Below are 23475 nucleotides of genomic sequence, written 5' to 3' on the forward strand. Positions count from 1 at the left end.
GGTCAGAGTCCGCGCGACACAGCGGCTGCCGCGGCGAGCCAGGCCCGCTGCGTGCTCGACCGCAGGGCGTCGTGACGGATGACGCCGTTCTTCAACGCGGGATCGAAGGGGACGACGACCACGTCGCGCACGTAGGGCCGGAAGTCCTCGGCGTACGCGTTGGCGATCGACGTGTCCTTGGCCTCGGCCTCGGAGACGATGACCACGGCGTTGCGCGCGAGTTCCGCGCCGCGCTCGCTCACTCGGCTGACGGCGGTGAGGGTGAGTCGCGCGCCCTCCTTCTTGTCCTCGACCGTCGTGGTCGGGATGACGAGCTGGTCGGTCAGCTCCACCATGCGGCGCCAGTTGGGGGCGCCGGCCGAGTTGCCCGAGTCCATGACGATCAGGCGGTAGTACTTCGCGAGGACGCGATGGACGAGGTCGACCTCGTCGGCGGTCACCACGTGCTCGCCGTCGGCCGCGGATCGCAGCACCTCGTACTTGTCGCCCGGCTGGTGGTGGACGAACCGCGACAGGTCGGCTCGCTCGGCGCCGGGGGAGAGGAGGTCGCCCGCCGCGGCGAGGAGGTCGAGGACGGTCGAGTCGTGCCCGCCCTGCTCGGTCCGCCAGCCGAGCGTGCCCATGGTCTCGTTGTTGTCCCAGGCCGCGACACCGCCACCGCCGTACCGGGCGAAGACGGACGACAGGTTGACGACGGTCGGCGTCTTGTTGGCGCCGCCCTTCTGGTTCGCGACGGAGATGGTGCGACGCCTCGGGAAGTGGCGTGACACGGCGTGGACGTCGTCGCGCTCGGCTCGCTCGCTCGCGGACGGCGGCACCGAGAAGCCGAGCTTGTTGAGCAGGCCGGCGAGCCCGTGCTGCGCCGGGCCGATCGTGGGCGGCGCGAGGAACGAGGGCGCATCGCGCAGATCGCGGCGAGCCGGGGCGGCCGGCTGGCCGGGAACCTGCTGCTGCTGTGGGACCGGGTGCTGCTGCTGAGCGGGCGCGGCCGGCGGTGCCTGCACCGACTGCTGGGCCGGGACCGCCCGCTGCGCCGGCACCGGCTGCTGCGCGTTCGGCTGGCTCGAGACCGGCTGGAACGGGGGTGTGCCGAACGCAGGCTGCTGTACGGACGGACGCTGCGGCGGGACGGGCTGTGGTGTCGTGGTCGCCTGCGGGTTCGCGGAGACCGGCGGCGTGGGCTGCGCCGGGACCGGCGCAGGTGTCGACGGCTGGGCGGGGGCGGCGCGGGGCGGTGTCTGCGGCTGAGCAGGGGCCGGGCGCGCTGGTGCCGATTGGGAGGGCGTGGGCGGTGGCGCCTGGATGAGCGGCACCCGTTGCGCGGATACGGGAGCGGGTGGCGGTGTGGTCCGTTGAGCGGTGCGCGCGGGCGCTGCGGACTGCGGTTCCTCCTGCAGTTCGCCGTCGACACCGATGAGGAGCACGGTGACGCTCGTGGGGTCGTCGACCGTCACGCGGATCGGTCGACCCGACTTCCGGGCCTCCGCCTGCATCAGTTCGACGAGCTGGCGGCGGGCCGTTCCCGCGTCGGTGGCGGTCAGGTACTGCTCGGCGGTGCCGACGCGGAACACGCCGGAATTGTCCGCCAGCAGCGATGCCGTCATCGGCGGGAAGTCCTGTATCGAGGCCTTGTCGATCATGCTCTCACTCCTTCGCGGCGGGGGTGAACCCGTCCCCACTATGCCTTAGTACGGCGCATGTCGGATTTCCGGCCCCAGCCGTGACGCTTCGCCGAGAGTGCTCGTTCGGCCGTCTCCAGGCGCTTCAGGGCGCGGTTTGCGCGCCGTCGGCGGGGCCCGCGAGGCCGACGTACATCGAGCGGTGGAGCTCCGCGACGTGGTCGAAGGCGAGGCGACTCGCGGCTGCCGCATCGCCGTCACGGAGCGCGGCGACGAGCAGAGCATGCTCATCGTTCGACGCTCGCAGGTACTCGATCCGGTAGGGGATGAAGTAGGAGTACAGCTCGCGGGACACGCGGTCGTGGAGATCGGCCGCGCCCGGCACGCCTGCCGACACCGCCAGCTCGGCATGGAACGCCGCATCGGCCTCGCGGAACCGGCTCCAGTCCGGCTCGGTCCGCATGGTCGCCACGAGGTCGTCGAGTCGATGCAGGGAGGACGCCTCCGGTGTAGCGGCGGCCCGTGCCGCCAGCCCGGCTTCGAGCGTCGCGCGCTGGTCGATGAGTGCGTGCACGTGGACGGCGTCCTCGCGGTAGGCGGCGATCTCGGGCACGGTGCCCACCGCGGGTGCGTCCGCGATGAACGTGCCACCCGTGTTGCCCTGCCGCCGGACGACGACGCCCTCGTCGCTCAACGCCCGATACGCGCGCCGCACCGACATCTCACTGACCCCGAACGCTCGAGCCGCCTCCTCGGGTGCCGGGAGCCGTTGGCCGGGCACCAGCATCCCGAGCTCCAGCGCCAGCGAGATGCGCGCGCGGACGGTGTCGACGGCGGTCGTGCGGCGGATCGCTCCGAGTGAGGGCGAACCCAGATCCATGGCACCCTCGTCTCGTCGCTGATCGACTCCGCGACCCTGGTTCAGCCGGCCGTCGGTTGGTCGGCGGTCGCCTCGCTCACCGCGCCGTCCGGCTCGGCGTCCAGGGGGAACCGCTTCCCCAACACGATACCGATCAGCATGGCGACCACGGGGATGAGGGCGAGCACGACACTCACGGTGACGCTCCCGCCCGTGACGAGCGTGAAGTTCGACAGCACGAGCCACAGCGCGAACGCGAGTCCGACCACCGCGAGGATCGGGAACACCCGCGCACCCCACACGCGGCCGGCAACCAGCTCGGGTCGGCGCGCGAAGAACACGAGGACGGCGACCGAGGTCGTCAGCATCAGCAGCACCATCCCGACGGTCGCCACCCCGGCCATGGATCCGAAGACCCCGACGAGGGGGTCGAGGCCGGCGAGGGCGAGCCCGGCGAGGACGATGGCCGCCGTCACCGTCTGCACGATCGAGGAGGTCGACGGCGAGTGGTGTGCGGGGTGACGCCGGCCGAGGCGGGCGGGCAGCACCGACTTCTGCGCCAGCGTGAACTGGTAGCGCGCGATGACGTTGTGGAAGGACAGCACGCACGCGAACAGGCTCGTGATGAGCAGCACCTGGACGACATCGCGCATGATCGGGCCGAGGTAGGTCGTCGTCGTGTCGAGCAGGAGGTTGCCCTCGCCGGCGAGCGTCTGCTGGGCGACCGCGACGGCGTTCCCTGCGCCGACGCCCGTCACGAGCGCCCAGCAGGAGATGGCGTAGAACACGCCGATGATGACGACGGCCAGGTACGTGGCCCGCGGGATGGTGCGTTCCGGGTTGCGCGCCTCGTCCCGGAAGACCGCGGTCGCCTCGAAGCCGATGAAGCCGGTGAGGGCGAAGAGCACGGCGACGCCGATCCCACCGGTGAAGATGTTGGCGGGGTCGAAGGTCTCGACCGCGATGCCGTCCGCACCGCCCGTCGCGAAGATGACGACGTCGAGCACGACGACCACGAGGATCTCGAGCGTCAGGGCGATGCCCAGCACCTTCGCGCTCAGGTCGATGTGTCGGTAGCCGAGCACCGCGACGATCGCCATCGTCGCGAAGGAGTACAGCCACCAGGGCAGGCTCGGGCCGCCGAAGTACGTGACGAGGTCGTCGAGCGCCCACCCCATGTAGCCGTACACGCCCACTTGGATCGCCGTGTAGGCCACGAGCGCGGTGAACGCGGAACCGAGACCGAGGCGCGAGCCGAGTCCCGCCGTCACGTAGGAGAAGAACGCGCCGGCCTCGCGGACGAACGGCGTCATGGTGACGAAGCCGACGGAGAAGACGAGGAGGATGACGGCCGCGAGGGCGAAGCCGATCGGGGCTCCGGCGCCGTTCCCGGTGCCGATTGCGATGGGGACGTTGCCACCGATCACGGTGAGTGGTGCGGCGGCGGCGATCACCATGAAGACGATGGAGCCGGTACCGAGCTGGCCGTCGAGGCGCTGACGCGGCTCGGCGATGGGGTTCACGGTCATGAGGTCACTTTCCAGGGGAGTCGGGGGACTCGGAGGGGGAGGGGGGGGAAGGACGGGATCCTTCAATACAGCTCGGCGCGGCGGTCGGCGAGGTAGGGGTTCTCCTGCCTGGCGCGCTTGGTGGCCTCGGGATCGATCGTGGCGATCATGAGACCGACGGCGTCCGCGTCGAGCGCGTCGAGGACCACGCCGTCCGGGCCGACGATGCTGCTACGACCGACGTAGGTGAGGTCTCCTTCGGAGCCGACGCGGTTGACGTAGACGAGGTGGACCTGGTTCTCCCAGGCGCGCACCGGGATGAGCCGCTCGGCGATGTGCGCGTACGGCTCCATCTGCGCGGTGGGGACGATCACGACGTCGGCGCCGTCGAGGGCCGCCGCGCGGACGGTCTCGGGGAACTCGACGTCGTAACAGATGAGGACGGCGACGCGGACGCCACCCAGGTCGACGGTCGGTGCGAGGGTGTCGCCGGCCACGAAGAGCTGTCGGTCGAGCTCGCCGAACAGGTGTGTCTTGCGGTACCGGAGCAGCTCCGTCCCGTCAGGACCGACGAGGACGAGGGCGTTCGCGACGGCTCCGCCGGGGAGTGGTTCGGGGAGGCCGGCGAGGATCGCGATCCCGGTCTCGCCGGCGATGGCGGCGACCCGGTCGACCAGCTCCGGGGTGGCGAGCGGGGCGAGGCGGTCGCCGAGGTTGTAGCCGGTGATGAACATCTCGGGGGTGACGAGCAGATCCGCGCCGCGATCCGATGCCTGTCTGGCGGCGTCGGCGACGAGCGCGAGGTTCGCCTCGACGTCTCCAGGGACGCCGTGGTGCTGCAGTCCGGCGATGGTCAGGGTCATGGCGGTGGAGCTCCTCTACAGGCGTGCGTCGATGCACTCAGTAAACAGCTCAAAGTGAGTTGTTTGATGTCCATCATGTTTCGATCCGGTTTCACCCGCAAGAGGCGAGGGACATACTGGTGGCGTGCGTGCCCTTCCTGTCGACGTCCCGATCGTGCTCGGCCCCTTCGGAGGTCTGTCCTCCGTCGAGCTCACCGCGACGGTGAGTGAGCTGGGCGGCCTCGGTTCCTTCGGTCTGTACGGTTACGACGCCGAGCGCATCGAGCGGACGGTCACGGCGCTCCGCGAGCGGACCGCGGCGCCCTTCGCGCTGAACCTGTGGCTTCCGCGTGGAGACGAGCTGTCGCCCGACGACTCCGAGGCGTCCTTCGCAGCCGCGGTCGAGGCGCTCCGACCCGTGTTCGACGAGTTGTCGCTCGAGCTGCCCGATCGCCCGGCCCGCTACGTGCCGTCGTTCGACGAGCAGATCGAGGCCGTCCTGGAAGCGCGGCCCGCCGTGGTCAGCTTCGTCTTCGGGGTGCCGCCGCGGCCGGTGGTCAACGCGGCGCACGAGCGGGGCATCGTCGTGGTCGGGACGGCGACCACGGTTGCCGAGGGACTTGCCCTGCAGGAGGGCGGCGTTGACGTCGTCGTCGGCACGGGCATGGAGGCCGGCGGCCACCGCGTCTCGTTCCTGCGAGCGGCCGAGGACTCCCTCGTCGGTCTGGTCGCCTTGATCCCGCAGCTCGTCGACGCCTTGGACGTCCCGGTGATCGCCGCCGGCGGCATCGCCGACCGACGTGGTGTCGCCGCCGCGCGGGCGCTCGGCGCAGCCGGCGTGCAGGTCGGGACCGCCTTCCTCCGTACGAGCGCCTCCGCGGCGACGGCCGAGCATCGGGCGGCCATCGTCTCGACGCCCGCGGACGGCACCGTCCTCACTCGCGCGATGAGTGGCAGGCTCGGCCGGGGTGTCCCGAACCGGGTGCTGCGCGAGATCGAGGCGTCGGGGGTCGTCGCCCCGTTCCCGGTCCAGAACTGGCTGACCGGGCGGTTCCGCACCGTCGCCTCCGAGCGGGGCGTCGCAGACCTCCAGGGCTTCTGGGCAGGGCAGGCGTCACTGCTGACCCGCGATCGGGCCGATGCCGAGGCCGTCTTCACGGAACTCGCCGCGGGCCTGTCAGTCCCACCCAGGGCAACCTGACCCCGGTCCGCGTCCCCCGCAGGACCGCGTAAGCTGGAGAGGACTTCCTGCAAGAGATGAGACGTTCACCGTGCCCAGCATTCCGTTCGACGGCGCCAAGCACGATCGGTACTGGATGGTCCCGATCCTGCGTGCGGTGATCGCGCTCGCCACGGCGGGGGTCGTCACCTTCACGCAGGGCCACTCCTCGCAGTTCGGCCTCGTGGTCTTCGGGGTCTTCACGCTGCTGTCCGGCGCGATCGTCGGCGCCTTCGCCTTCCCGAACTTCTCCGACACCGTGACGCGCGCCTTCTTCCTCGGCCAGGGCGTCATCGGCGTCGTGACCGGCGTGTTCTCGCTAGTCGTGAGCGGCGGCGGGCTGAGCATCTTCCTCTACGTCGTCACCCTGTGGGCGGCCCTCACCGGATTCCTCGAGCTGTACAGCGGGATCCGCTGGCGCGGACGCCTCGCCGCAGCGAAGGACTGGACCGCGGTCGGTGCCTTCACGGTGCTGCTCGCCATCGCGACGCTCCTCGTCCCGCCCGGACTCGAGCAGCGATTCGCCGCCCCGGGAGGTGTCGAGGGTGTCCTCCGTGCGGACATCGTCGTCGTCGGCCTCGTCGGAGCATACGCCGCGATCATCGGCGTCTACCTCGTCATCGGCGGACTGTCGCTGCGGTGGGCGGGCAAGCGCCCGGTCACCGGCGCAGCCACCGACGACACCACCGGCACGGCTGGAGCCGCATCATGAGCAAGCCCAACCGCGACGACGTCCTGCGGCCGATCGAGCTCCTCGTGCTCTCGGGCGTCATGGGGGTCTTCACCGGCGTCGTCGTCCTCATGTCGACCCGTGAGATCGTCCTCGCGCTCATCGGCCTGGGTATCGCGTTCATCGCCTCGCTCGTCGTCCTCGCGATGTTGGCGCTCGCCGTGAAGCCCGACTTCCAGGAGAAGCTCGACCTCGATGAGCAGGACGGCGACGACAAGCGTCCGCCGCGCCCCTCCGGCCACTGACCGTCTCGTCCCTCCGGCCCTGGGCGTTCGCCCGGTCTTTGACTGCCGCATCCGGTCCCTGAGCGTTCCTTCCGGTCCCTGAGCCTGTCGAAGGGCGCACGCCGACAGGCTCGGTGACCGGTCTCCCGTTCCCCGAGCCTGTCGATGGGCGACCTACGGCAGGTAGTCCACCAGGTCGTCTGAGAGCCCGAGGTACGTCGCCGGCGTGAGCTCGAGCAGGCGCTGCTTCGCGGCGTCGCCGATGTCGAGCTTGGAGACGAACTCGACGAGCTCCGCCTGGCCGAGACGCTTGCCGCGCGTGAGCTCTTTGAGGAGCGCGTAGGGGTCCTCGATGCTCGAGCGACCCGCGGTCACCTCGGCGCGGATGACCGTCTGGATGGCCTCCGCGAGCACCTCCCAGTTGTGGTCGAGGTCCGCTGCGAGCACGTCCTCCGCGAGGTCGATCTGTCCGAGGCCGCCGAGGATGTTGTCGAGGGCGAGCAGCGAGTGGCCGAAGCCGACACCGATGTTGCGCTGGGCGCTCGAGTCGGTGAGGTCGCGCTGGAGTCGCGAGGTGACGAGGGTGGCGGCGAGGGAGTCGAGGATCGCGCTCGACAGCTCCAGATTGGCCTCGGCGTTCTCGAAGCGGATCGGGTTGACCTTGTGCGGCATGGTCGACGAGCCGGTGGCGCCCGCGACCGGGATCTGCCGGAAGTAGCCGATGGAGATGTACGTCCACATGTCCGTGGCGAGGTTGTGCAGCACGCGGTTGGCGTGGGAGATCTTGCCGTAGAGCTCGGCCTGCCAGTCGTGCGACTCGATCTGCGTCGTCAGCGGGTTCCAGTCGAGCCCGAGTCCCTCGACGAACTCGCGCGAGATGGCGGGCCAGTCCGCGTCGGGATCGGCGACGACGTGGGCGGCGAAGGTGCCGGTCGCGCCGGAGAACTTGCCGAGGTACTCGTTCGCCTCGATCTGGAGCGCGATGCGCTCGAGTCGGTAGACGGTGACGGCGAGCTCGCGGCCCATCGTGGTGGGCGTCGCCGGCTGGCCGTGCGTGCGTGCGAGCATCGGGACGGCCCGGAAGTCGACGGCCTTGGTGCGCAGGGAGTCGAGGACGAGGCGCAGCTTCGGGAGCCAGATGGCGCGGACGGCCTGCGACACGGTGAGCGCGTAGGAGAGGTTGTTGATGTCCTCGCTCGTGCAGGCGATGTGGGTGAGTTCGGCGATGCGGTCGAGACCGAGCTCGGACAGGCGGTGGCGCACGAGGTATTCGACGGCCTTCACATCGTGACGCGTGACGGCCTCCTTCTCGGCCAGCCAGTCGATGTCGGCCTGGCCGAAATCGAGGTAGAGCGCGCGGAGCTGCTCGATCTCCGCCGGGGTGAGCGGGGAGGAGCCGAACATCGAGTGCTCGGTGAGGTAGACGAGCCACTCGACCTCGACCTGCACGCGGGCGCGGTTCAGGCCGGCCTCCGAGAGGTACTCTCCGAGCGCCGTCACGGCGGGGCGGTAGCGACCGTCGAGCGGGCTGAGCGGCTGGGCGGGGAATTCGGTCATGGGGTGGCTCCCTGGGTCAGTGCTGGTTCGAGCTGGTGGAAGAGGGATCTGCAGGCATGGTCGATCATGCCGAGGACGGTCTCGAACATCTGGGCGTCCGAGTAATAGGGGTCGGGCACGTCGCGGGTCCCGGAGGTGCTGTCGAAGCTCAAGAGCAGGTGCACCTTGGAACGGTCGGCGTCGTTGCCCGCCCAGGCCCGCAGGATGCGTTCGTGACTGCGGTCGAGGGCGACGACGAGGTCGTAGCTTTCGAAGCGGTCGGGGTCGAACTGCTTGGCCCGGTGGGCGGTGGCGTCGTGGCCGTGCGCTCGCAGCGCGGTGACCGTGCGGTGGTCGGCGTGCTCGCCGACGTGCCAGTCGCCGGTGCCGGCGGAGGAGACCTCCACGACCCGCTCCAGCCCGGCGGCCGCGACGAGGTCGGTGAAGACGCTCTCGGCCATCGGGGATCGACAGATGTTGCCCGCGCAGACGAAGCACACGCGGAACGGGGTCGTGCCGGGGTCGGCCTCCCCGAGGGTGTTCATGCGTCTATTCTGGCCGACCGCGCCCGAGCCGTCGAACCGTTCTCAGCTGACTCCGCTCCACAGTCCCCGCGAGCGACATCCCCTCCACATCGAACGGACGCCGGCTCTGGCGACCGGCGGTGCACCGGCAGAGTCGAGAGCCGTGGCTGGCACGGGATCAGCACAGACGGGATGGTGGGGATGGACGACGATGGGATCAGGCTGTGCTCGGCCGAGGAGAGCCTCGAGGAGTCGGTCGCCGTGCTCGAATTGCGGTCGCTTCGTCTCGAATCCGTGATGTTCGACCTCGAGGTCTGGATGACGACGCTGGGGGACGCGCGTGCCGGGGCGCGGTGGTCGGGCCCTGCGGCCACAGTGTTCGGGTGGAGTGCGGATGAGCTCGCTCAGCACCTGCGTGCTGCTGCAGCCGCGCTCGATGTCGGTGCAGGCATCGCTCGCGGGGCCGCGACGAGTGCCGTGGCGGACGGACGCGGATGAGCGACGACGTCGTTCTGAGCGGAGGCGGCTCCACGGCAGTGGCGACCGACGACCAGCTGCATCTCGCGCGGGTCACCGCCGCCCTCGCCGAGTGGTGTCTCGACGCGGCCTCCCAGGTCGAGGCGGTCGCCGGTTCGGCGGACACCGGCGCCGACATCCCGACTGCGCTCGCGCGTCCGTGGCTCGACCCTTCGTCGTCCTCGACACCGTCCAGTGCGGGCGGGGAGGCTGCGATGCGCGCTGCCTCCGCCCTGCGGGACGCCGCGGTCGATGCTGAACGTCTGAGCGGGCAGCTCACGCTCGGTGCCGAAGCGTATGGGGCACTCGAGCGCGGGGTGTCTGAACTGTTCGAGTCGATCGCGGGCGCGGGTGCGTGGGTCCTCGGGGCTGTCGTCGGCACGGTGGTGCGGTTCCATGAGACCGACAAGCAGGTGGCGCCTGGCGAGGCGCAGTTCATGGAGGACATGGCGGTCACCTGGGGGCGGTCGCTTCTCGTTCCGTTCGTGGCGCCGGCCGTGGCCGCCTTCGCCCTCATCTCGCTCAACCCGAAGGTCTGGCCTGCACTCGAGGCGACGGCACAGCGGACCCTGCGGAACCTGGGATCCTCTGCTGCCACTGCGCGTCTGCTGCGGACGTTCGTCTCCTCGGTCGACGATGCGCTGACCGGAGCCGCTGGTGCACCCGTCCCGTTCCTGCGCGACTACGACCCGCGGACGTCCGGCGGGGTCGCCGGTGTCGCGCTGCTCATCGCCCGTGGAGCAGACACGAGCGGGATCTTCACGCCGGCACCGGTCGACGTCAAGCCGATCCGTCCACCCGGATGGACGGCGCCGGCCGGAGCGCCGGCAGCTCAACCATGGGCGGCCATGGGGCCTCCGCGGAGCCCGTCCGAACTCATGGAGCGGATGCCGGGGAACGCTCCTGGCGCCCCGCAGATCAGGATCGAACACCACGTCGACGAGAACGGCGAAGACGTCTGGATCGTCTGGTCCGGCGGAACCGTCGAGATGCTCCCCGTGCCGGGTTCGACTGAGCCATGGGACGCTCGGAGCAACCTGAACGCCGTCGCAGGTGCGGCGGCGGAGAGCGTGCAAGCGACGATGGAAGCCATGAGACAGGCCGGGATCCCGGAGGGAGCGCGCGTCATGCACGTCGGGTACTCCCAGGGAGGGATCGTCGCGGCGGCCATCGGCGCTTCAGGCCAGTACGACTCGTCGGTCGTCACGTTCGGGGCGCCCGTCGAGACGATCGATCTCCCTGAGGACGTCCCAGCGTTGCACGTGCAGCACGAGGAGGATCCGGTCCCGGCGCTGTCCGGGGAACGAGCGGAACCGGTCGACGGTGGGCGAGTGGCGCGGCGTTCACTGTACGACGGTGGGCCGCCCCCGCCTCCTGCCGACGGAGTCGACGAACCGGTCCCGGCGCATCTGGCGCGCAACTACCTCGACACCGCCCGACTGCTGGACGGCTCGAGCGACCCGGGCGTCAGAGATGCCCTTCGTCCGCTCGACGGACTGGCCGATGAAGGGGAGCGGATCATGTACCGGGCCGACAAGGTCCTCCCGTGACCGGGTGGTGGAGCGGAGTGTCAGTCCTTCGCCTTGGGGCGGATGACGATGCCGAGCAGCCAGTTCACGATCGAGATGACGATCGCCCCGAGGACGCCCCACCAGAAGCCGTCGACGGTCAGGCCGAAGCCGAACCAGCCGCTGATGCCCGCGGTGATGAGGAGGAGGAGTCCGTTGATGAGGAGCCCGATCAGACCGAGGGTGAGGATGTAGAGGGGGAACGCGAGCACCTTGATGACCGAACCGATGATGGTGTTCACGACCGCGAAGATGAGCGCGACGAGCGCGAAGGTCAGGATCGTCTCCAGCGTGCCGCCGGGCGCGTACGGCGTCACGTTCACACCGGCGACGATGAGGGTCGTGACCCAGATGGCGAAGCCGTTGACGATCAGGTTCAGCAGAAAACGTCCCATGACGGTAATCCTCCCACCCTTGCCACAGCGGGCAAAGGGCCGATTCGGACCGGCGCACTGCATTCCGCCGCAGGTATCCTTCGCGGCCTAGACTCGTCGAGTGAGTGACAACCTGCCAACCACCGCCCAGCCGGCCGCTCAGCCGGGCCGGAGCCCGGTCCGTCTCCGTCCGGAGATCGCAGATCTGCCGCCCTACCGTCAGGGCAAGCCGGCCGCACCCGACGCCTTCAAGCTCTCCAGCAACGAGGTCCCGTTCCCGCCGCTCGACGCCGTCCTCTCGGCCATCACCGACACGGCTGCGGACTCCCACCGCTACCCCGACGGCGCCGCACTCGCATTGCGCACGGCGCTCGCCGAAGCCAACGGCGTCACGCCGGAACGCATCCACATCGGGGCGGGCTCGGTCGCACTCCTCAGCCAGTTCATCACCGCGACCGCCGGTCCGGGAGACGAGGTCGTCTTCGCCTGGCGCTCCTTCGAGGCCTACCCGGGTCTGGTGACCGTCGCCGGCGCGACGTCGGTGCGCGTCCCGAACCGGCCCGACGGCTCCCACGACCTCGAGGCGATGGCCGCAGCCGTCACCGACCGCACCCGCGTCGTCATCGTCTGCACGCCGAACAACCCCACGGGGCCGGTCGTCGAACGCGCCGCCTTCCTCGCCTTCCTCCGCTCCGTGCCGTCTGACGTGCTCGTCCTCCTCGACGAGGCCTACCGCGAGTTCGTCACCGACGACGACGCCGTCAACGGCATCCCGCTCCTCGACGAACACCCGAACCTCGTCGTGCTCCGCACCTTCTCGAAGGCCTACGGACTGGCCGGCCTCCGTGTCGGCTGGGCCATCGGCCACGAGCTCGTCCTCGACGGCGCCCGCAACGCGGCCATCCCGCTCTCCAGCACCGCGCCGGCGCAGCAGGCGGCCATCGCCGGACTCGCGAACGCCGAGGACATCCGAGCCCGCGTCGCGGTCATCACCGCACGACGCGACGACCTCGCCGCCTCACTCCGCGAGCAGGGCTGGTTCATCCCCGCGGCACAGGGCAACTTCGTCTGGTTCGGCCTCGGCGAGCAGACGGCCGCGGCGAACGAGACGTTCCTCGCCCACGGCATCGTCGGCCGCGCCTTCCCCGGCGACGGCGTCCGCATCTCGATCGGTGAAGCCGAGTCGATCGAACCGCTCCTCGCCGCCGCTGCAGAGATCCTCGCCGGACTGCCGGCCGACCACCCGACACGAGAGGGAGTGCGCTCACGATGAGCCGTTCCGGAGACGACCCCACCGTGCCCAGCGTCCAGTTCATCGACGCGGCCGGCACCTTCGCGCCGAACGAACACGCGGAGCGCTATCAGCCGTTCCTCGATCGTCTGACCGAGACCGACCTGCAGCAGTTCTACCGCGACATGGCGAACGTCCGCGCCTTCGACATCGAGGCGACGAACCTGCAGCGCCAGGGCCAGATGGCGCTGTGGCCGCCGAGTCACGGCCAGGAGGCGGCGCAGGTCGGTTCGGCCCGTGCGGCGCGAGCCCAGGACCACATCTTCCCCTCCTACCGCGAACACGTCGTCGCGATGATCCGCGGCGTCGACCCCATCGACATCGTCCGCCTCATGCGCGGCAACACGCACGGCGGGTGGGACCCGGCAGATCCGTCGAACGGCAACATGCACCTGTACACGCTCGTGCTCGCCGCCCAGACCCTGCACGCGACCGGCTACGCCATGGGCCTGAACTTCGACAAGGCCGTCGGCACCGGCGACCCGGACCGCGACACGGCCGTGCTCGTCTACTTCGGCGACGGCTCGAGCTCCGAGGGTGACGCGAACGAGGCCTACATCTACGCCGCCAGCTACCAGACGCCGCAGGTGTTCTTCCTCCAGAACAACCAGTGGGCCATCTCCGTCCCCGTCTCCCGTCAGGCCCGCGAGCCGCTGTATCAGCGCGCAGCCGGCTTCGGCCTCGACAGCGTCCGCATCGACGGCAACGACGTGCTCGCGAGCTACGCGACGGCGGCGAAGCACCTCGACGACGCCCGCGCCGGCCACGGCCCGAGCCTCATCGAGGCGATGACCTACCGCGTCGGCGCCCACACCACGAGCGACGACCCGACCAAGTACCGCACCGACGACGAACTCCAGTCCTGGATCGCCCGCGACCCGATCGTCCGGTTCAAGACGTACCTCCAGGGGCTCGGCGCCTCGGACGCGTTCTTCGCCGAGGTCGACGAAGAGGCTGCTGCGCTCGCCGAGGACACCCGCGTCCGCACACTCGCTCTGGAAGCGCCCGGCCGCGAGCTCATCTTCGACGGCGTCTACTCCGAACCGCACCCGCTCATGGTCGAGCAACAGGCCTGGCTCGAACGCTACGAGGCCTCGCTCGAAGGAGGCAACGCATGACGACGACCACCATGCCGATGGCCAAGGCGCTGAACGCAGGCCTCCGGAAGGCGATGACCGAGGACGACAAGGTCCTGCTCATGGGCGAGGACATCGGCCCGCTCGGCGGCGTCTTCCGCGTCACCGAGGGCTTGCACGCCGAGTTCGGCGGCGACCGCGTCCTCGACACCCCGCTGGCGGAGTCCGGCATCGTCGGCACCGCGATCGGTCTCGCCATGCGCGGCTACCGTCCGGTGTGCGAGATCCAGTTCGACGGCTTCGTGTTCCCGGCCTTCAACCAGATCACGACGCAGCTCGCGAAGCTCACCAACCGGCACGAGGGCAAGCTGCAGATGCCCGTCGTCATCCGGATCCCCTACGGCGGACACATCGGCGCGGTCGAGCACCACCAGGAGAGCCCCGAGGCGTACTTCGCCCACACGGCCGGCCTGCGCGTGGTCAGCCCGTCGACCCCGAACGACGCCTACTGGATGATCCAGGAGGCCATCGCCTCGAACGACCCGGTCGTCTTCCTCGAGCCGAAGAGCCGCTACTGGCCGAAGGGCGAGGTCGACCTCGACGGCTCGGCCGCGCCACTGCACGGTAGCCGCATCGTCCGCACCGGCACGGAGGTCACCCTCGCCGGACACGGCGCGATCGTGAGCGTCATGCTGCAGGCGGCTGAACTGGCCGCCACGGAGGGCACGAGCGTCGAGGTCGTCGACATGCGCTCGCTGTCGCCCATCGACTACGACCCGCTCGTCGAATCCGTCCGCCGGACCGGCCGCCTCGTCTACGTGCAGGAGGCGCCCGGTTTCACGAGCGTCGGCTCGGAGATCGCGGCGACCGTCACCGAGCGCGCCTTCTACTCGCTCGAGGCACCCGTCCTGCGGGTGTCCGGGTTCGACACCCCGTTCCCGCCGGCGAAGCTCGAAGGCGTCTACCTCCCGGATGCCGACCGCATCCTCGAGGCCGTCGATCGCTCGCTGGCGTACTGAACACCGAAGGAAGACGAGGAACCACGATGAGTGATCTCCAGTTCGAACTGCCGGACGTCGGCGAAGGCCTGACCGAGGCCGAGATCGTCGCATGGAAGGTCGCGCCGGGCGACGCCGTCTCGGTCAACCAGGTGCTGGTCGAGATCGAGACCGCGAAGTCGCTCGTCGAACTCCCGTCGCCGTTCGCCGGCACTGTCGGCGCCCTGCTCGTCGAGGAGGGCCAGACCGTCGACGTCGGGACGCCCATCATCAGCGTGAGCACCGGTGGTGGGGCAGCGACCGCCGAGCCGACCGCGTCCGCACCGTCGGTCGTCGAGTCGGAGGAGGCCACGCTGGCCGCCGACACCGCGGCGAGCGTCTCTCCTGCCGAAGAGCCGCGCCCTGGCGCCGTGCTCGTCGGATACGGCAGCGCCGGCACCACCTCGAGCCGTCGCCGTGGCCGTGGCGCGACGCCGGTCGTCGAGCCGGCGAGCCCGGCCGTCACCCCGCAGCCGCCCGTGCGCCGCCAGCCGCCGTCGAGCATCCCCGCCGCGTCCGCGCTGCCGGTCATCGCCAAGCCGCCGATCCGGAAGCTCGCGAAGGACCTCGAGGTCGACCTCACGGCCATCGAGGGCACCGGGCTCGCGGGGGAGATCACCCGCGACGACGTCATCCGTGAGGCCAGCCAGGCGAGCGTGTTCCGCAACATCGAGACGCCGGAGTGGGCCGACGAGCGCGAGGAGCGCATCCCGGTCAAGGGCGTCCGCAAGGCCATCGCGACGGCCATGACCCGCAGTGCCTTCACCGCGCCGCACGTCTCCCTCTTCGTCGACGTCGACGCGACGCGCACGATGGAGTTCGTCAAGCGCCTGAAGAACTCGACGGACTTCGCCGGCGTCAAGGTCTCGCCGTTGCTCATCATGGCCAAGGCGATGATCTGGGCGGTCCGCCGCAACCCCACGGTCAACAGCGAGTGGACCGACCAGGAGATCATCGTCCGCCACTACGTGAACCTCGGCGTCGCCGCCGCGACACCGCGCGGACTGATCGTCCCGAACGTCAAGGAGGCGCAGGCGATGAGCCTGCTCGAGCTGGCGCGCGCCCTCGAGACCCTCACGCTCACGGCCCGCGACGGCAAGACGCCGCCGGCCGACCAGCAGAACGGCACGATCACGGTGACGAACATCGGTGTCTTCGGCATGGACACCGGCACCCCGATCCTCAACCCGGGCGAGGTCGGCATCGTCGCGCTCGGCACGATCAAGCAGAAGCCGTGGGTCGTCGACGGCGAGGTGCGCAGTCGGTTCGTGACGACGCTCGGCGCCTCCTTCGACCACCGCGTGGTGGACGGCGATGTCGCGAGCCGCTTCCTGGCGGACGTCGCGTCGATCATCGAGGAGCCGGCGCTGCTGCTCGACTGAGTACGCCTGCCCAGGAACCTTTCAGCCGGGCGATTTTGAGAATCAGTATCAATAGGCGTAGCGTTGGTGCTCTCACCCCGATCGAGAAGGTTCATCAATGCGCGCTCGCACCCTGCTCCCGGCCTTGGCCATCGTCCCGGCGGCCGCCCTCGTCCTCGCGGGCTGCTCCGGCAGCAGTGCGTCGAGCGCGGCCGACGACGGCAAGATCAACATCGTCGCCTCCACGAACGTGTACGGCGACATCGCCTCGAAGATCGGCGGCAAGGACGTCGAGGTGACCTCGCTCATCTCCTCGGCAGCCCAGGACCCGCACTCCTACGAGGCCAGCACCCAGGACCAGCTCTCCATCAAGAACGCCGACCTCGTCATCGAGAACGGCGGCGGCTACGACCCGTTCGTCGACACGCTCCTCGACGCCGCCAAGAACGAGTCCGTCGAGGTCGTCAACGTCGTCGACCTGTCGGGCTTCGCGCCGGACGACGACCACGCCGACGAGCAGCACACGGACGAGGCGCACGCCGAGGACGACGGCCACGACCACATCGAGGGCTTCAACGAGCACGTCTGGTACAGCTTCCCGACGATGGCGAAGCTCGCCGACGAGCTGGCCAAGGAGCTCGGCGAACTCGACAGCGCGAACGCGGCCACGTACACCGCGAACGCGAAGGCCTTCACCGACTCCCTCGGCACGATCGAGACGGCCCAGGCCGCGATCAAGACCGCGCACGACGGCGAGGGCGTCGCCATCACCGAGCCCGTCCCGCTCTACCTGCTCGAGGGCGCCGGACTCGTGAACCGCACCCCAGAGGCGTTCAGCGAGGCGATCGAGGAGGGCACCGACGTGTCACCGACCGTCCTCAAGGAGACGCTCGACCTCTTCGGCGGCGGATCGGTCGCGCTGCTTGCCTACAATGAGCAGACGAGTGGCGGCGAGACCGAGCAGGTCAAGACCGCCGCGGAGAACGCAGGCGTGCCGGTGCTGTCATTCACCGAGACCCTCCCGGACGGCAAGGACTACCTCTCGTGGATGACCGAGAACGTCGACGCCGTGGCGGACGCCCTGGATCGATGACCAGCGGTCCGACCAACGGCTCAGGCCCCGTCGACGTCCTCGCGCTCGCCGGGGCCGAGCTCGGTTTCGGCGGACGAACGCTCTGGGACGGCCTCGACCTCTCGGTACGACCGGGGGAGTTCCTCGCCGTGCTCGGCCCGAACGGCTCCGGCAAGACGAGTCTGCTGCGCACCATCCTCGGGCAGCAGCAGCTCGACCGCGGGACCATCAGGGTCGCCGGAGGCCCGGTGCACCGTGGTGACCGCCGCATCGGCTACATCCCGCAGCAGAAGCTCATCCCCGCCGGCACGCCGATGCGCGGTCGCGATCTCGTCGCCCTCGGCCTCGACGGTCACCGCTTCGGACTCCCCATCCGCACCGCGGCGACGAAGCGTCGGGTCGACGAGCTGATCGCCTCCGTCGGCGCGACCGCCTACGCCGACGGCGCCGTGGGCACTCTGTCCGGCGGTGAGCAGCAGCGGCTCCGCGTCGCCCAGGCGCTCGCGGACGACCCGATCCTCCTGCTCTGCGACGAACCACTGCTCAGCCTCGACCTCCAGCATCAGCGCGGGGTCAGCGAGCTCATCGACCGTCGCCGACGCGAGCACGACACGGCGGTGGTCTTCGTCACCCACGACGTGAACCCGGTGCTCCCCATGGTCGACCGCATCCTGTACCTCGCGGGCGGGCGGTTCCGGGAGGGCACCCCCGACGAAGTGCTCCGCAGCGAGGTGCTGTCCGAGCTCTACGGCACGCCCGTCGACGTGCTCCGCAGCCACGGCCGGGTCGTCGTGGTCGGCATCCCCGACAGCGAGACCCATCACCATCACCACGATGATCCGCACACCGGTGCGGTGGGGGTCGGCGCATGAACACCGACGACCTCTGGGGACGCCTGTTCAACTTCCAGGACTACGGCGCACTCCTGGAACTCGTGCAGAACTCGATCATCGCCGGCGCGGTCCTGGGCATCGTCGGCGGCCTCATCGGCGTGTTCGTCATGCAGCGGGACATGGCGTTCGCGGTGCACGGGATCAGCGAGCTGTCCTTCGCCGGTGCTGCCGGCGCGCTGCTGTTCGGGGCCAACGTGGTCGTCGGGTCCCTCGCGGGGTCCCTCGTCGCCGCGATCCTCATCGGCCTGCTCGGCTCGAAAGCGCGCGACCGCAACTCGATCATCGGGGTGCTCATGCCGTTCGGCCTCGGCCTCGGCATCCTCTTCCTTGCGCTCTATCCGGGCCGGAGTGCGAACAAGTTCGGGCTCCTCACGGGGCAGATCGTCTCGGTCGACGACCCGCAGCTCGGCCTCCTCATCGTCATCAGCATCGTCGTGCTGGTCGCCCTCCTCCTCCTCTGGCGACCGCTCAGCTTCGACAGCCTCGACCCGGACGTCGCCGCAGCGCGCGGGGTGCCGAGCCGGTTCGTCTCGCTCGCCTTCATGGTGCTGCTCGGGCTCACGGTCGCGGTGTCGGTGCAGATCATCGGTGCGCTGCTCGTCCTCGCGCTGCTGGTGACGCCCGCGGCCGCGGCGCTCCGGGTGTCGTCGTCGCCCGTGCTCGTCCCGGTGCTGAGCATGCTGTTCGGCTTCGTCTCGGCGGTCGGCGGCATCCTGCTCGCCATCGGTGGATCGCTGCCGATCAGCCCCTACATCACGACGATCTCCTTCCTCATCTACCTCGTCTGCCGCATCGTCGGGCCGCGCACCGCGTCCGGGCGACGTGGTCGTCGGGCACCCGTCGGCGAGACGCGGCACGCCCAGGTCGCGCGATGATCCTGGACCGTGCACCGCGTCCGCGTGGAGCTGCTTCGGAGCGTCCTCCGAGCGGTTCCCGGGTACCCTTGAAGCGACAGGCAGGAGCACCCGTGGCGAAGCGCAACACCTGGCAGCGAGAAGCTGTCCGCGAGGCCCTCGGCGGCAACGACGGATTCATCAGCGCCCAGGGTCTGCACGCCGAGCTCCGCGACACCGGTTCGCCGATCGGGCTCGCGACCGTGTACCGAGCCCTCTCCGACCTCGCGGTCGAGGGCGAGGCGGACTCCCTGCAGTCGCCGGAGGGCGAGAACCTCTACCGTGCCTGCACGCCGGGCACCCACCATCACCACCTCATCTGCCGCAATTGTGCTCTCACCATCGAGATCGAGGCCGACGAGGTCGAAGCCTGGGCGCGCTCGGTCGCGTCCCAGCACGGGTTCACCGAGGCGAAGCACGTCGTCGACGTCTTCGGGCTCTGCGAGAACTGCTCGGCGGCGGCCCAGCGCGCGTGAGGCCGGAGTGAGCAGGACGACCGGCACCCTCGGGGTCGACGACGACTGGACCGCGCCCGACGACGACGGCGCGGAGCACTGGGGTCGCACCGAGGGGCGTGATCCACGGAACCTGCGGACACCGCTCCTGATCGGTGTCGCACTGCTCGTGGTGGTCGGGCTCTTCGTGCTCCGGGCGCTCATGCCGCTCGGTGAGGCGCTCACCCCGCCCACCGCGGTCCGCGACTTCGTGACCCTGACGCTCAGCGTCGTGGTGGAGTCGCTGCCGTTCGTCGTGCTCGGCATCGTGCTGTCGATCCTCGTGCAGATCTGGCTTCCCGACGGCTGGCTCGAGCGGTGGTTGCCGACGCAGCCGATCCTCCGCCGAGCCTGCATCTCGCTGCTCGGCATGTTCCTGCCGGTCTGCGAGTGCGGCAACGTCCCGCTCGCCCGCGGCCTCATCGTGCGCGGGTTCACGGTGCCGGAGTCGATCACCTTCCTGCTCGCGGCGCCGATCCTCAACCCGATCGTCATCGTCACGACGCATCAGGCCTTCGGCTGGGACGGCGGGATCCTCGTCGCCAGGCTCGTCGGCGGGTTCCTGCTCGCGAACCTCATCGGGTGGCTCTTCAGCAAACACCCCGACCCCAGCTCGTTGCTCACGCCGACCTTCCAGGCCAGCTGCGAGGTGACCGAGCAGCACGGGCACGAGCACACGAAGGTGGAGCGCAGCCTCCAGCAGTTCGTCGCCGAAGCGCGCGCGATCATGCCGGCGCTGCTCATCGGTTCGGCCGTGGCCGGCGCAGTGCAGGTCCTCGTCCCACGCGAGGTGCTCGTCACCCTCGGCGCGAACCCCGTCTGGTCGGTGCTCGCGATGATGACGCTCGCCGTGATCGTCTCGATCTGCTCGAACGTCGACGCCTTCTTCGTGCTGTCCTTCGGATCGACGTTCATGCCCGGCTCGATCGTCGCCTTCCTCGTCCTCGGCCCCGTCGTCGACGTCAAGATGCTCGCACTCATGCGCACCACCTACACGACCAGGACCCTCGTGATCATCACCGCGGTCGCCGTGCTGTTCTCGGCGGCCCTCGGATTCGGAGTGAACGCCCTTGCCTGATCAGAACGCCACCCACGGACACGTGCACACCGAGACGTCGACGGTCGGCGATCGTCGCGTCCCACTGCTCGAACGCCTCCGGCAGCGATGGTGGGGCGTGCTGCTGCTCGTCACCGCCGCCGTGTGCATCCTCTGGCTCGCGCTGACCGATCGCCTCGGGCTGTACATCCATCCGCGCTACTTCGTCTTCACCGTCATCATGGCGCTCATCGCGGTCGCGCTCGGCATCGTCAGCGTCCTCGTCCATGTGGACGTCGAGGAGGTGCCGAAGCGTCGCGGGCGGACGGCGCTGCAGCTCGCCTCCGTCGTGGGCAGTCTCGCGGTGGTCGGCGCGATGGTGGTGCTCCCGCCGTCGACGCTCTCGGTCGCGACGGCCGACCAGCGCGCGGTGAACTCCGGCACGCTCGCGGGGGAGGTCCAGGGGCAGGACGCCCAGACGGTGCTGACCTCGAACCCGGACTTCAGCACCTTCGGCATCAAGGACTGGGCGACGCTGTTGCGTCAGACGACGCGTCCCGCCGACCTCGAAGGGCGCGCCTTCACCGGGGTCGGCTTCGTGATCGCCGATCCGGACGCGGCCGACGTCTTCTACGTCTCGCGGTTCGTCGTGAACTGTTGCGCCGTGGACGCCCAGCCGGTTGGTGTGCCCGTGCAACTCGACGGCTGGGATCGACAGCTCAAGCCCGGCGACTGGGTCGAGGTCTCGGGCGCGCTCACCGCGAGCGACGCCTCGCATCTGCCGTTGGTGGTCGGGACGGCGAAGGTCGACAAGGTCGAGGAGCCGGCGGACCCGTATGACTACTGATCGCCGGGATGCTGCACGAGGCCGGTCGACGCAGGCCGGCGACCGGAGCGGTTTCGGCCGACTGGTCGCGATCGTGCTGATCGCGCTCGTCGTCATCGGCGGCGCCGCGGCCGTTGTGGGCTTGACCCAGGGGCCGAAGCTCGTCCGCACGGTGGTCGACCCGACCGGACTCGTGGAGTCCTGGGGCCAGCGGGTCGTCCTGGCGGTGAACCAACCGATCGCGGATCTCGGGTCGGACCGGGTGCGGATCGAGCCGGCAGCCGACTTCGACGTCAGTACCGGGGCCGGCGGCATCACGCTGGTGTTCCCCGAGCCGCTCGCCTACGCGACGGACTACCGGATCACGGTCGACGGGGTCACCGCACCGGGTGGCGGACCGGCGGCCACGCTCACGACGTCGTTCTCGACGCCGCCCGTCGAGGGGTTCTCGCTCGTGAGGAGTCCGGTCAAGGACGGCGGCTCGGCGGCGACGAAGGCGGACGACCGGATCGTGCGCCTCTCGATCGGCGGTGGTGAACCCGAGACCGCGTACGAAGCGGCGAAGATCCAGGAGTTCGCGACGATCGGCGACTCCCTGATCGTCGTGGAGCAGGAGACGAGCGGGCTCGGTCGCATCGTGGTCGTGGACACGACCGATGGGAGTACCCAGGAGGTGGCCCTCCCGATGGGCGGGATGATCACCTCCTTGCAGACCGCTCCGGCGCAGAGTCGGGTGGGGTTCCTGTTCACGGAACAGTCGTTCGGCCGCGATGGGGGCGACAACCTCACGCTGTACTCGTTCGAGCTGCGCGAGGGGAAACCCACGGAGGCCGCCCGGGTCGGCGGGATCGACGGGGCCGCGGTCCAGGCGGCGGAGTGGTCGTTCGTGCCCAGGACCTCCTCGATGCTCGTCCGCACGGTGGACAACTCGCTCGAGCTGCTCGATCCTGCTGCGACGACCGACCCGGTGCTGCTCGGCCGGGCCTCCCTCATCTCGAGCTACATCCCGGGCACCACCAAGGTCGTCATCGAGCAGGTCGACGGTGTGGTCGTGCTCGATCTCGCGACGGGGAAGAGCGAACCGTTCGTCCTGCCCTCGGTGGCACCCACCGAGATCCCCGGACAACTCGTCGCACTGTCCGAGTCCCTGTCGGCCAGGATCTACGCCGACTACGACCGCGCCGCCGGGACCACGGAGCAGCGGGTACTGGCGATCAAGGATGGCGCGACCGCCGAGCTCTATCGACCTGACGCGGGTGCCGTCATCTGGTCACTGTGCGCGAGCCCGAACGCGGAGTACGTCGCGGTCGTCGTCGTCCCCGACTTCGCGAAGGCCGGCTTCGACGGGTACGCCAACGCGCCGATGCCCAATGGTCCCGAGATCGAGGTCGTCGACGCCCGCACCGGCAAGGTGGTCGGGACGCAGGCCGGTTTCGACCTGTCCTGGTGCGCAGGCACGGGTGTCGCGCAGTGACCCTGCGCCGACCCGTTCGCGGCCGCCTCGGCGAAAACCGCGTGATTCCGGGCGACACGCCCGGGATGCAAGCGGAATTTGCCACGATCCCGAGACACACGTAGAGTAATCACTCGTCACCCCAAAGGTGCGGGAAGCGGAAGAGCTTCTCGGCCTCAAGCGGGGACAATCCCCAGCCAAAAGCGAGAACATTTCGATGTTACCGTTTCAAGTCTCGGTTGGATGACTTCCTCCTGGTGTCACTCGTGCTCAGCATGACTCTGTTCGCAGAGCGGCTGAAACGCCGAGTTGACAACAACCCGGGAAGATGTAAGATAGAGAAGTTGCCCTGCAGGGCGGTCGTGATGGCCAAAGGCAGGAGCATCCGATCCTTGAGAACTCAACAGCGTGCACAATGTCAAATGCCAAAAACCTCGTGCAATTGAAGCCTTCCTTTTCGGTTGGTTGATGTTGTAAGAGATTCCTTTGGAAAACATTTAAACAAAACAAAGCAAGTCAGTAAT

At 69.5% G+C, this 23475-nt stretch carries 23 protein-coding genes; 16 read left to right on the forward strand and 7 right to left on the reverse strand.

The annotated features are described in order from the left end of the window. Positions 1–2: 2 nt before the first annotated feature. The 4 genes from ITJ62_RS06270 to ITJ62_RS06285 form a co-directional block, all read right to left on the reverse strand. Positions 3–1640: a chromosome partitioning protein ParA gene (locus ITJ62_RS06270; RefSeq protein ID WP_194600129.1), complete on the reverse strand. Its 1638-nt coding sequence runs from the start codon at positions 1638–1640 to the stop codon at positions 3–5. A gap of 124 nt (positions 1641–1764) precedes the next feature. Further along, positions 1765–2499, reverse strand: coding sequence for a FadR/GntR family transcriptional regulator (locus ITJ62_RS06275; RefSeq protein WP_194600131.1), 735 nt, complete (start codon positions 2497–2499; stop codon positions 1765–1767). Between the two features lie 41 nt (positions 2500–2540). Beyond that, positions 2541–4007, reverse strand: coding sequence for an APC family permease (locus tag ITJ62_RS06280; protein ID WP_194600133.1), 1467 nt, complete (start codon positions 4005–4007; stop codon positions 2541–2543). A 62-nt stretch (positions 4008–4069) separates the two neighbouring features. After that, positions 4070–4849 carry a carbon-nitrogen hydrolase family protein gene (locus ITJ62_RS06285; RefSeq protein ID WP_192003896.1) on the reverse strand — a complete coding sequence of 260 codons (780 nt, stop codon included), beginning with the start codon at positions 4847–4849 and terminating at the stop codon, positions 4070–4072. Between the two features lie 124 nt (positions 4850–4973). Here ITJ62_RS06285 and ITJ62_RS06290 point away from each other — a divergent pair, with 124 nt between their 5' ends. From ITJ62_RS06290 to ITJ62_RS06300, 3 genes are all read left to right on the forward strand, one after another. Then, positions 4974–6029 (forward strand): nitronate monooxygenase, encoded by a 1056-nt coding sequence (locus tag ITJ62_RS06290; protein ID WP_194600135.1) that lies wholly within the window; start codon positions 4974–4976, stop codon positions 6027–6029. Between the two features lie 70 nt (positions 6030–6099). Then, on the forward strand, positions 6100–6759 hold the full coding sequence (locus ITJ62_RS06295; protein ID WP_194600137.1) for a hypothetical protein: 660 nt from the start codon (positions 6100–6102) through the stop codon (positions 6757–6759). Further along, the gene (locus tag ITJ62_RS06300) at positions 6756–7022 is read left to right on the forward strand and encodes a hypothetical protein (protein WP_064296028.1); all 267 of its coding nucleotides are present in this window, start codon (positions 6756–6758) and stop codon (positions 7020–7022) included. The genes ITJ62_RS06295 and ITJ62_RS06300 overlap by 4 nt, the downstream gene beginning before the upstream one ends. Before the next feature lie 153 nt (positions 7023–7175). Here the strand turns inward: ITJ62_RS06300 and purB are convergent, their stop codons facing one another. After that, on the reverse strand, positions 7176–8558 hold the full coding sequence (gene purB, locus ITJ62_RS06305; protein WP_064296029.1) for an adenylosuccinate lyase: 1383 nt from the start codon (positions 8556–8558) through the stop codon (positions 7176–7178). Continuing rightward, positions 8555–9082: a low molecular weight protein-tyrosine-phosphatase gene (locus ITJ62_RS06310; RefSeq protein WP_194600139.1), complete on the reverse strand. Its 528-nt coding sequence runs from the start codon at positions 9080–9082 to the stop codon at positions 8555–8557. Before ITJ62_RS06310 ends, purB begins: the two co-directional genes overlap by 4 nt. A 180-nt stretch (positions 9083–9262) precedes the next feature. Between ITJ62_RS06310 and ITJ62_RS06315 the strand changes: the two genes are divergently transcribed. Both ITJ62_RS06315 and ITJ62_RS06320 read left to right on the forward strand, forming a co-directional pair. Continuing rightward, positions 9263–9559, forward strand: coding sequence for a hypothetical protein (locus ITJ62_RS06315; protein WP_194600141.1), 297 nt, complete (start codon positions 9263–9265; stop codon positions 9557–9559). After that, positions 9556–11127: a hypothetical protein gene (locus ITJ62_RS06320; RefSeq protein ID WP_194600143.1), complete on the forward strand. Its 1572-nt coding sequence runs from the start codon at positions 9556–9558 to the stop codon at positions 11125–11127. Before ITJ62_RS06315 ends, ITJ62_RS06320 begins: the two co-directional genes overlap by 4 nt. Positions 11128–11147: 20 nt before the next feature. Here the strand turns inward: ITJ62_RS06320 and ITJ62_RS06325 are convergent, their stop codons facing one another. After that, complete coding sequence (locus ITJ62_RS06325; protein ID WP_085511684.1) at positions 11148–11540, reverse strand: phage holin family protein; 393 nt, start codon at positions 11538–11540, stop codon at positions 11148–11150. Between the two features lie 100 nt (positions 11541–11640). Between ITJ62_RS06325 and ITJ62_RS06330 the strand changes: the two genes are divergently transcribed. The 11 genes from ITJ62_RS06330 to ITJ62_RS06380 all read left to right on the forward strand — a co-directional run bounded on the left by ITJ62_RS06330 (position 11641) and on the right by ITJ62_RS06380 (position 22972). Continuing rightward, positions 11641–12792: a histidinol-phosphate transaminase gene (locus ITJ62_RS06330; protein WP_370581849.1), complete on the forward strand. Its 1152-nt coding sequence runs from the start codon at positions 11641–11643 to the stop codon at positions 12790–12792. Further along, the gene (locus tag ITJ62_RS06335) at positions 12789–13928 is read left to right on the forward strand and encodes a thiamine pyrophosphate-dependent enzyme (protein WP_079704171.1); all 1140 of its coding nucleotides are present in this window, start codon (positions 12789–12791) and stop codon (positions 13926–13928) included. Before ITJ62_RS06330 ends, ITJ62_RS06335 begins: the two co-directional genes overlap by 4 nt. Continuing rightward, positions 13925–14905: an alpha-ketoacid dehydrogenase subunit beta gene (locus ITJ62_RS06340; RefSeq protein ID WP_079704170.1), complete on the forward strand. Its 981-nt coding sequence runs from the start codon at positions 13925–13927 to the stop codon at positions 14903–14905. Before ITJ62_RS06335 ends, ITJ62_RS06340 begins: the two co-directional genes overlap by 4 nt. Before the next feature lie 26 nt (positions 14906–14931). After that, the gene (locus ITJ62_RS06345) at positions 14932–16305 is read left to right on the forward strand and encodes a dihydrolipoamide acetyltransferase family protein (protein ID WP_194600144.1); all 1374 of its coding nucleotides are present in this window, start codon (positions 14932–14934) and stop codon (positions 16303–16305) included. A gap of 97 nt (positions 16306–16402) precedes the next feature. Further along, the gene (locus ITJ62_RS06350; protein ID WP_194600145.1) at positions 16403–17377 is read left to right on the forward strand and encodes a metal ABC transporter solute-binding protein, Zn/Mn family; all 975 of its coding nucleotides are present in this window, start codon (positions 16403–16405) and stop codon (positions 17375–17377) included. Then, positions 17374–18228, forward strand: a complete 855-nt coding sequence (locus ITJ62_RS06355) for a metal ABC transporter ATP-binding protein (RefSeq protein ID WP_194600146.1) — start codon at positions 17374–17376, stop codon at positions 18226–18228. Before ITJ62_RS06350 ends, ITJ62_RS06355 begins: the two co-directional genes overlap by 4 nt. After that, positions 18225–19124: a metal ABC transporter permease gene (locus ITJ62_RS06360; RefSeq protein WP_085511689.1), complete on the forward strand. Its 900-nt coding sequence runs from the start codon at positions 18225–18227 to the stop codon at positions 19122–19124. Before ITJ62_RS06355 ends, ITJ62_RS06360 begins: the two co-directional genes overlap by 4 nt. Before the next feature lie 92 nt (positions 19125–19216). Next, positions 19217–19618 (forward strand): transcriptional repressor, encoded by a 402-nt coding sequence (locus ITJ62_RS06365; protein ID WP_194600147.1) that lies wholly within the window; start codon positions 19217–19219, stop codon positions 19616–19618. A 7-nt stretch (positions 19619–19625) separates the two neighbouring features. Beyond that, positions 19626–20714 carry a permease gene (locus ITJ62_RS06370; RefSeq protein WP_369821859.1) on the forward strand — a complete coding sequence of 363 codons (1089 nt, stop codon included), beginning with the start codon at positions 19626–19628 and terminating at the stop codon, positions 20712–20714. Next, positions 20707–21519: a TIGR03943 family protein gene (locus ITJ62_RS06375; protein WP_228497854.1), complete on the forward strand. Its 813-nt coding sequence runs from the start codon at positions 20707–20709 to the stop codon at positions 21517–21519. Before ITJ62_RS06370 ends, ITJ62_RS06375 begins: the two co-directional genes overlap by 8 nt. Then, the gene (locus ITJ62_RS06380; RefSeq protein WP_194600148.1) at positions 21509–22972 is read left to right on the forward strand and encodes a hypothetical protein; all 1464 of its coding nucleotides are present in this window, start codon (positions 21509–21511) and stop codon (positions 22970–22972) included. Before ITJ62_RS06375 ends, ITJ62_RS06380 begins: the two co-directional genes overlap by 11 nt. Positions 22973–23475: the final 503 nt, after the last annotated feature.

It is taken from the genome of Plantibacter sp. VKM Ac-2876 (assembly GCF_015350715.1).
Classification (GTDB): domain Bacteria; phylum Actinomycetota; class Actinomycetes; order Actinomycetales; family Microbacteriaceae; genus Plantibacter; species Plantibacter auratus.

Coding starts and splice junctions, on each gene's coding strand:
- ITJ62_RS06280 (WP_194600133.1), bottom strand. CDS start 4,007: ATGACCGTGAACCCCATCGCCGAGCCGCGTCAGCGCCTCGACGGCCAG.
- ITJ62_RS06380 (WP_194600148.1), top strand. CDS start 21,509: ATGACTACTGATCGCCGGGATGCTGCACGAGGCCGGTCGACGCAGGCC.
- ITJ62_RS06310 (WP_194600139.1), bottom strand. CDS start 9,082: ATGAACACCCTCGGGGAGGCCGACCCCGGCACGACCCCGTTCCGCGTG.
- ITJ62_RS06285 (WP_192003896.1), bottom strand. CDS start 4,849: ATGACCCTGACCATCGCCGGACTGCAGCACCACGGCGTCCCTGGAGAC.
- ITJ62_RS06325 (WP_085511684.1), bottom strand. CDS start 11,540: ATGGGACGTTTTCTGCTGAACCTGATCGTCAACGGCTTCGCCATCTGG.
- ITJ62_RS06350 (WP_194600145.1), top strand. CDS start 16,403: ATGCGCGCTCGCACCCTGCTCCCGGCCTTGGCCATCGTCCCGGCGGCC.
- ITJ62_RS06340 (WP_079704170.1), top strand. CDS start 13,925: ATGACGACGACCACCATGCCGATGGCCAAGGCGCTGAACGCAGGCCTC.
- ITJ62_RS06355 (WP_194600146.1), top strand. CDS start 17,374: ATGACCAGCGGTCCGACCAACGGCTCAGGCCCCGTCGACGTCCTCGCG.
- ITJ62_RS06300 (WP_064296028.1), top strand. CDS start 6,756: ATGAGCAAGCCCAACCGCGACGACGTCCTGCGGCCGATCGAGCTCCTC.
- ITJ62_RS06315 (WP_194600141.1), top strand. CDS start 9,263: ATGGACGACGATGGGATCAGGCTGTGCTCGGCCGAGGAGAGCCTCGAG.
- ITJ62_RS06335 (WP_079704171.1), top strand. CDS start 12,789: ATGAGCCGTTCCGGAGACGACCCCACCGTGCCCAGCGTCCAGTTCATC.
- purB (WP_064296029.1), bottom strand. CDS start 8,558: ATGACCGAATTCCCCGCCCAGCCGCTCAGCCCGCTCGACGGTCGCTAC.
- ITJ62_RS06275 (WP_194600131.1), bottom strand. CDS start 2,499: ATGGATCTGGGTTCGCCCTCACTCGGAGCGATCCGCCGCACGACCGCC.
- ITJ62_RS06345 (WP_194600144.1), top strand. CDS start 14,932: ATGAGTGATCTCCAGTTCGAACTGCCGGACGTCGGCGAAGGCCTGACC.
- ITJ62_RS06320 (WP_194600143.1), top strand. CDS start 9,556: ATGAGCGACGACGTCGTTCTGAGCGGAGGCGGCTCCACGGCAGTGGCG.
- ITJ62_RS06270 (WP_194600129.1), bottom strand. CDS start 1,640: ATGATCGACAAGGCCTCGATACAGGACTTCCCGCCGATGACGGCATCG.
- ITJ62_RS06360 (WP_085511689.1), top strand. CDS start 18,225: ATGAACACCGACGACCTCTGGGGACGCCTGTTCAACTTCCAGGACTAC.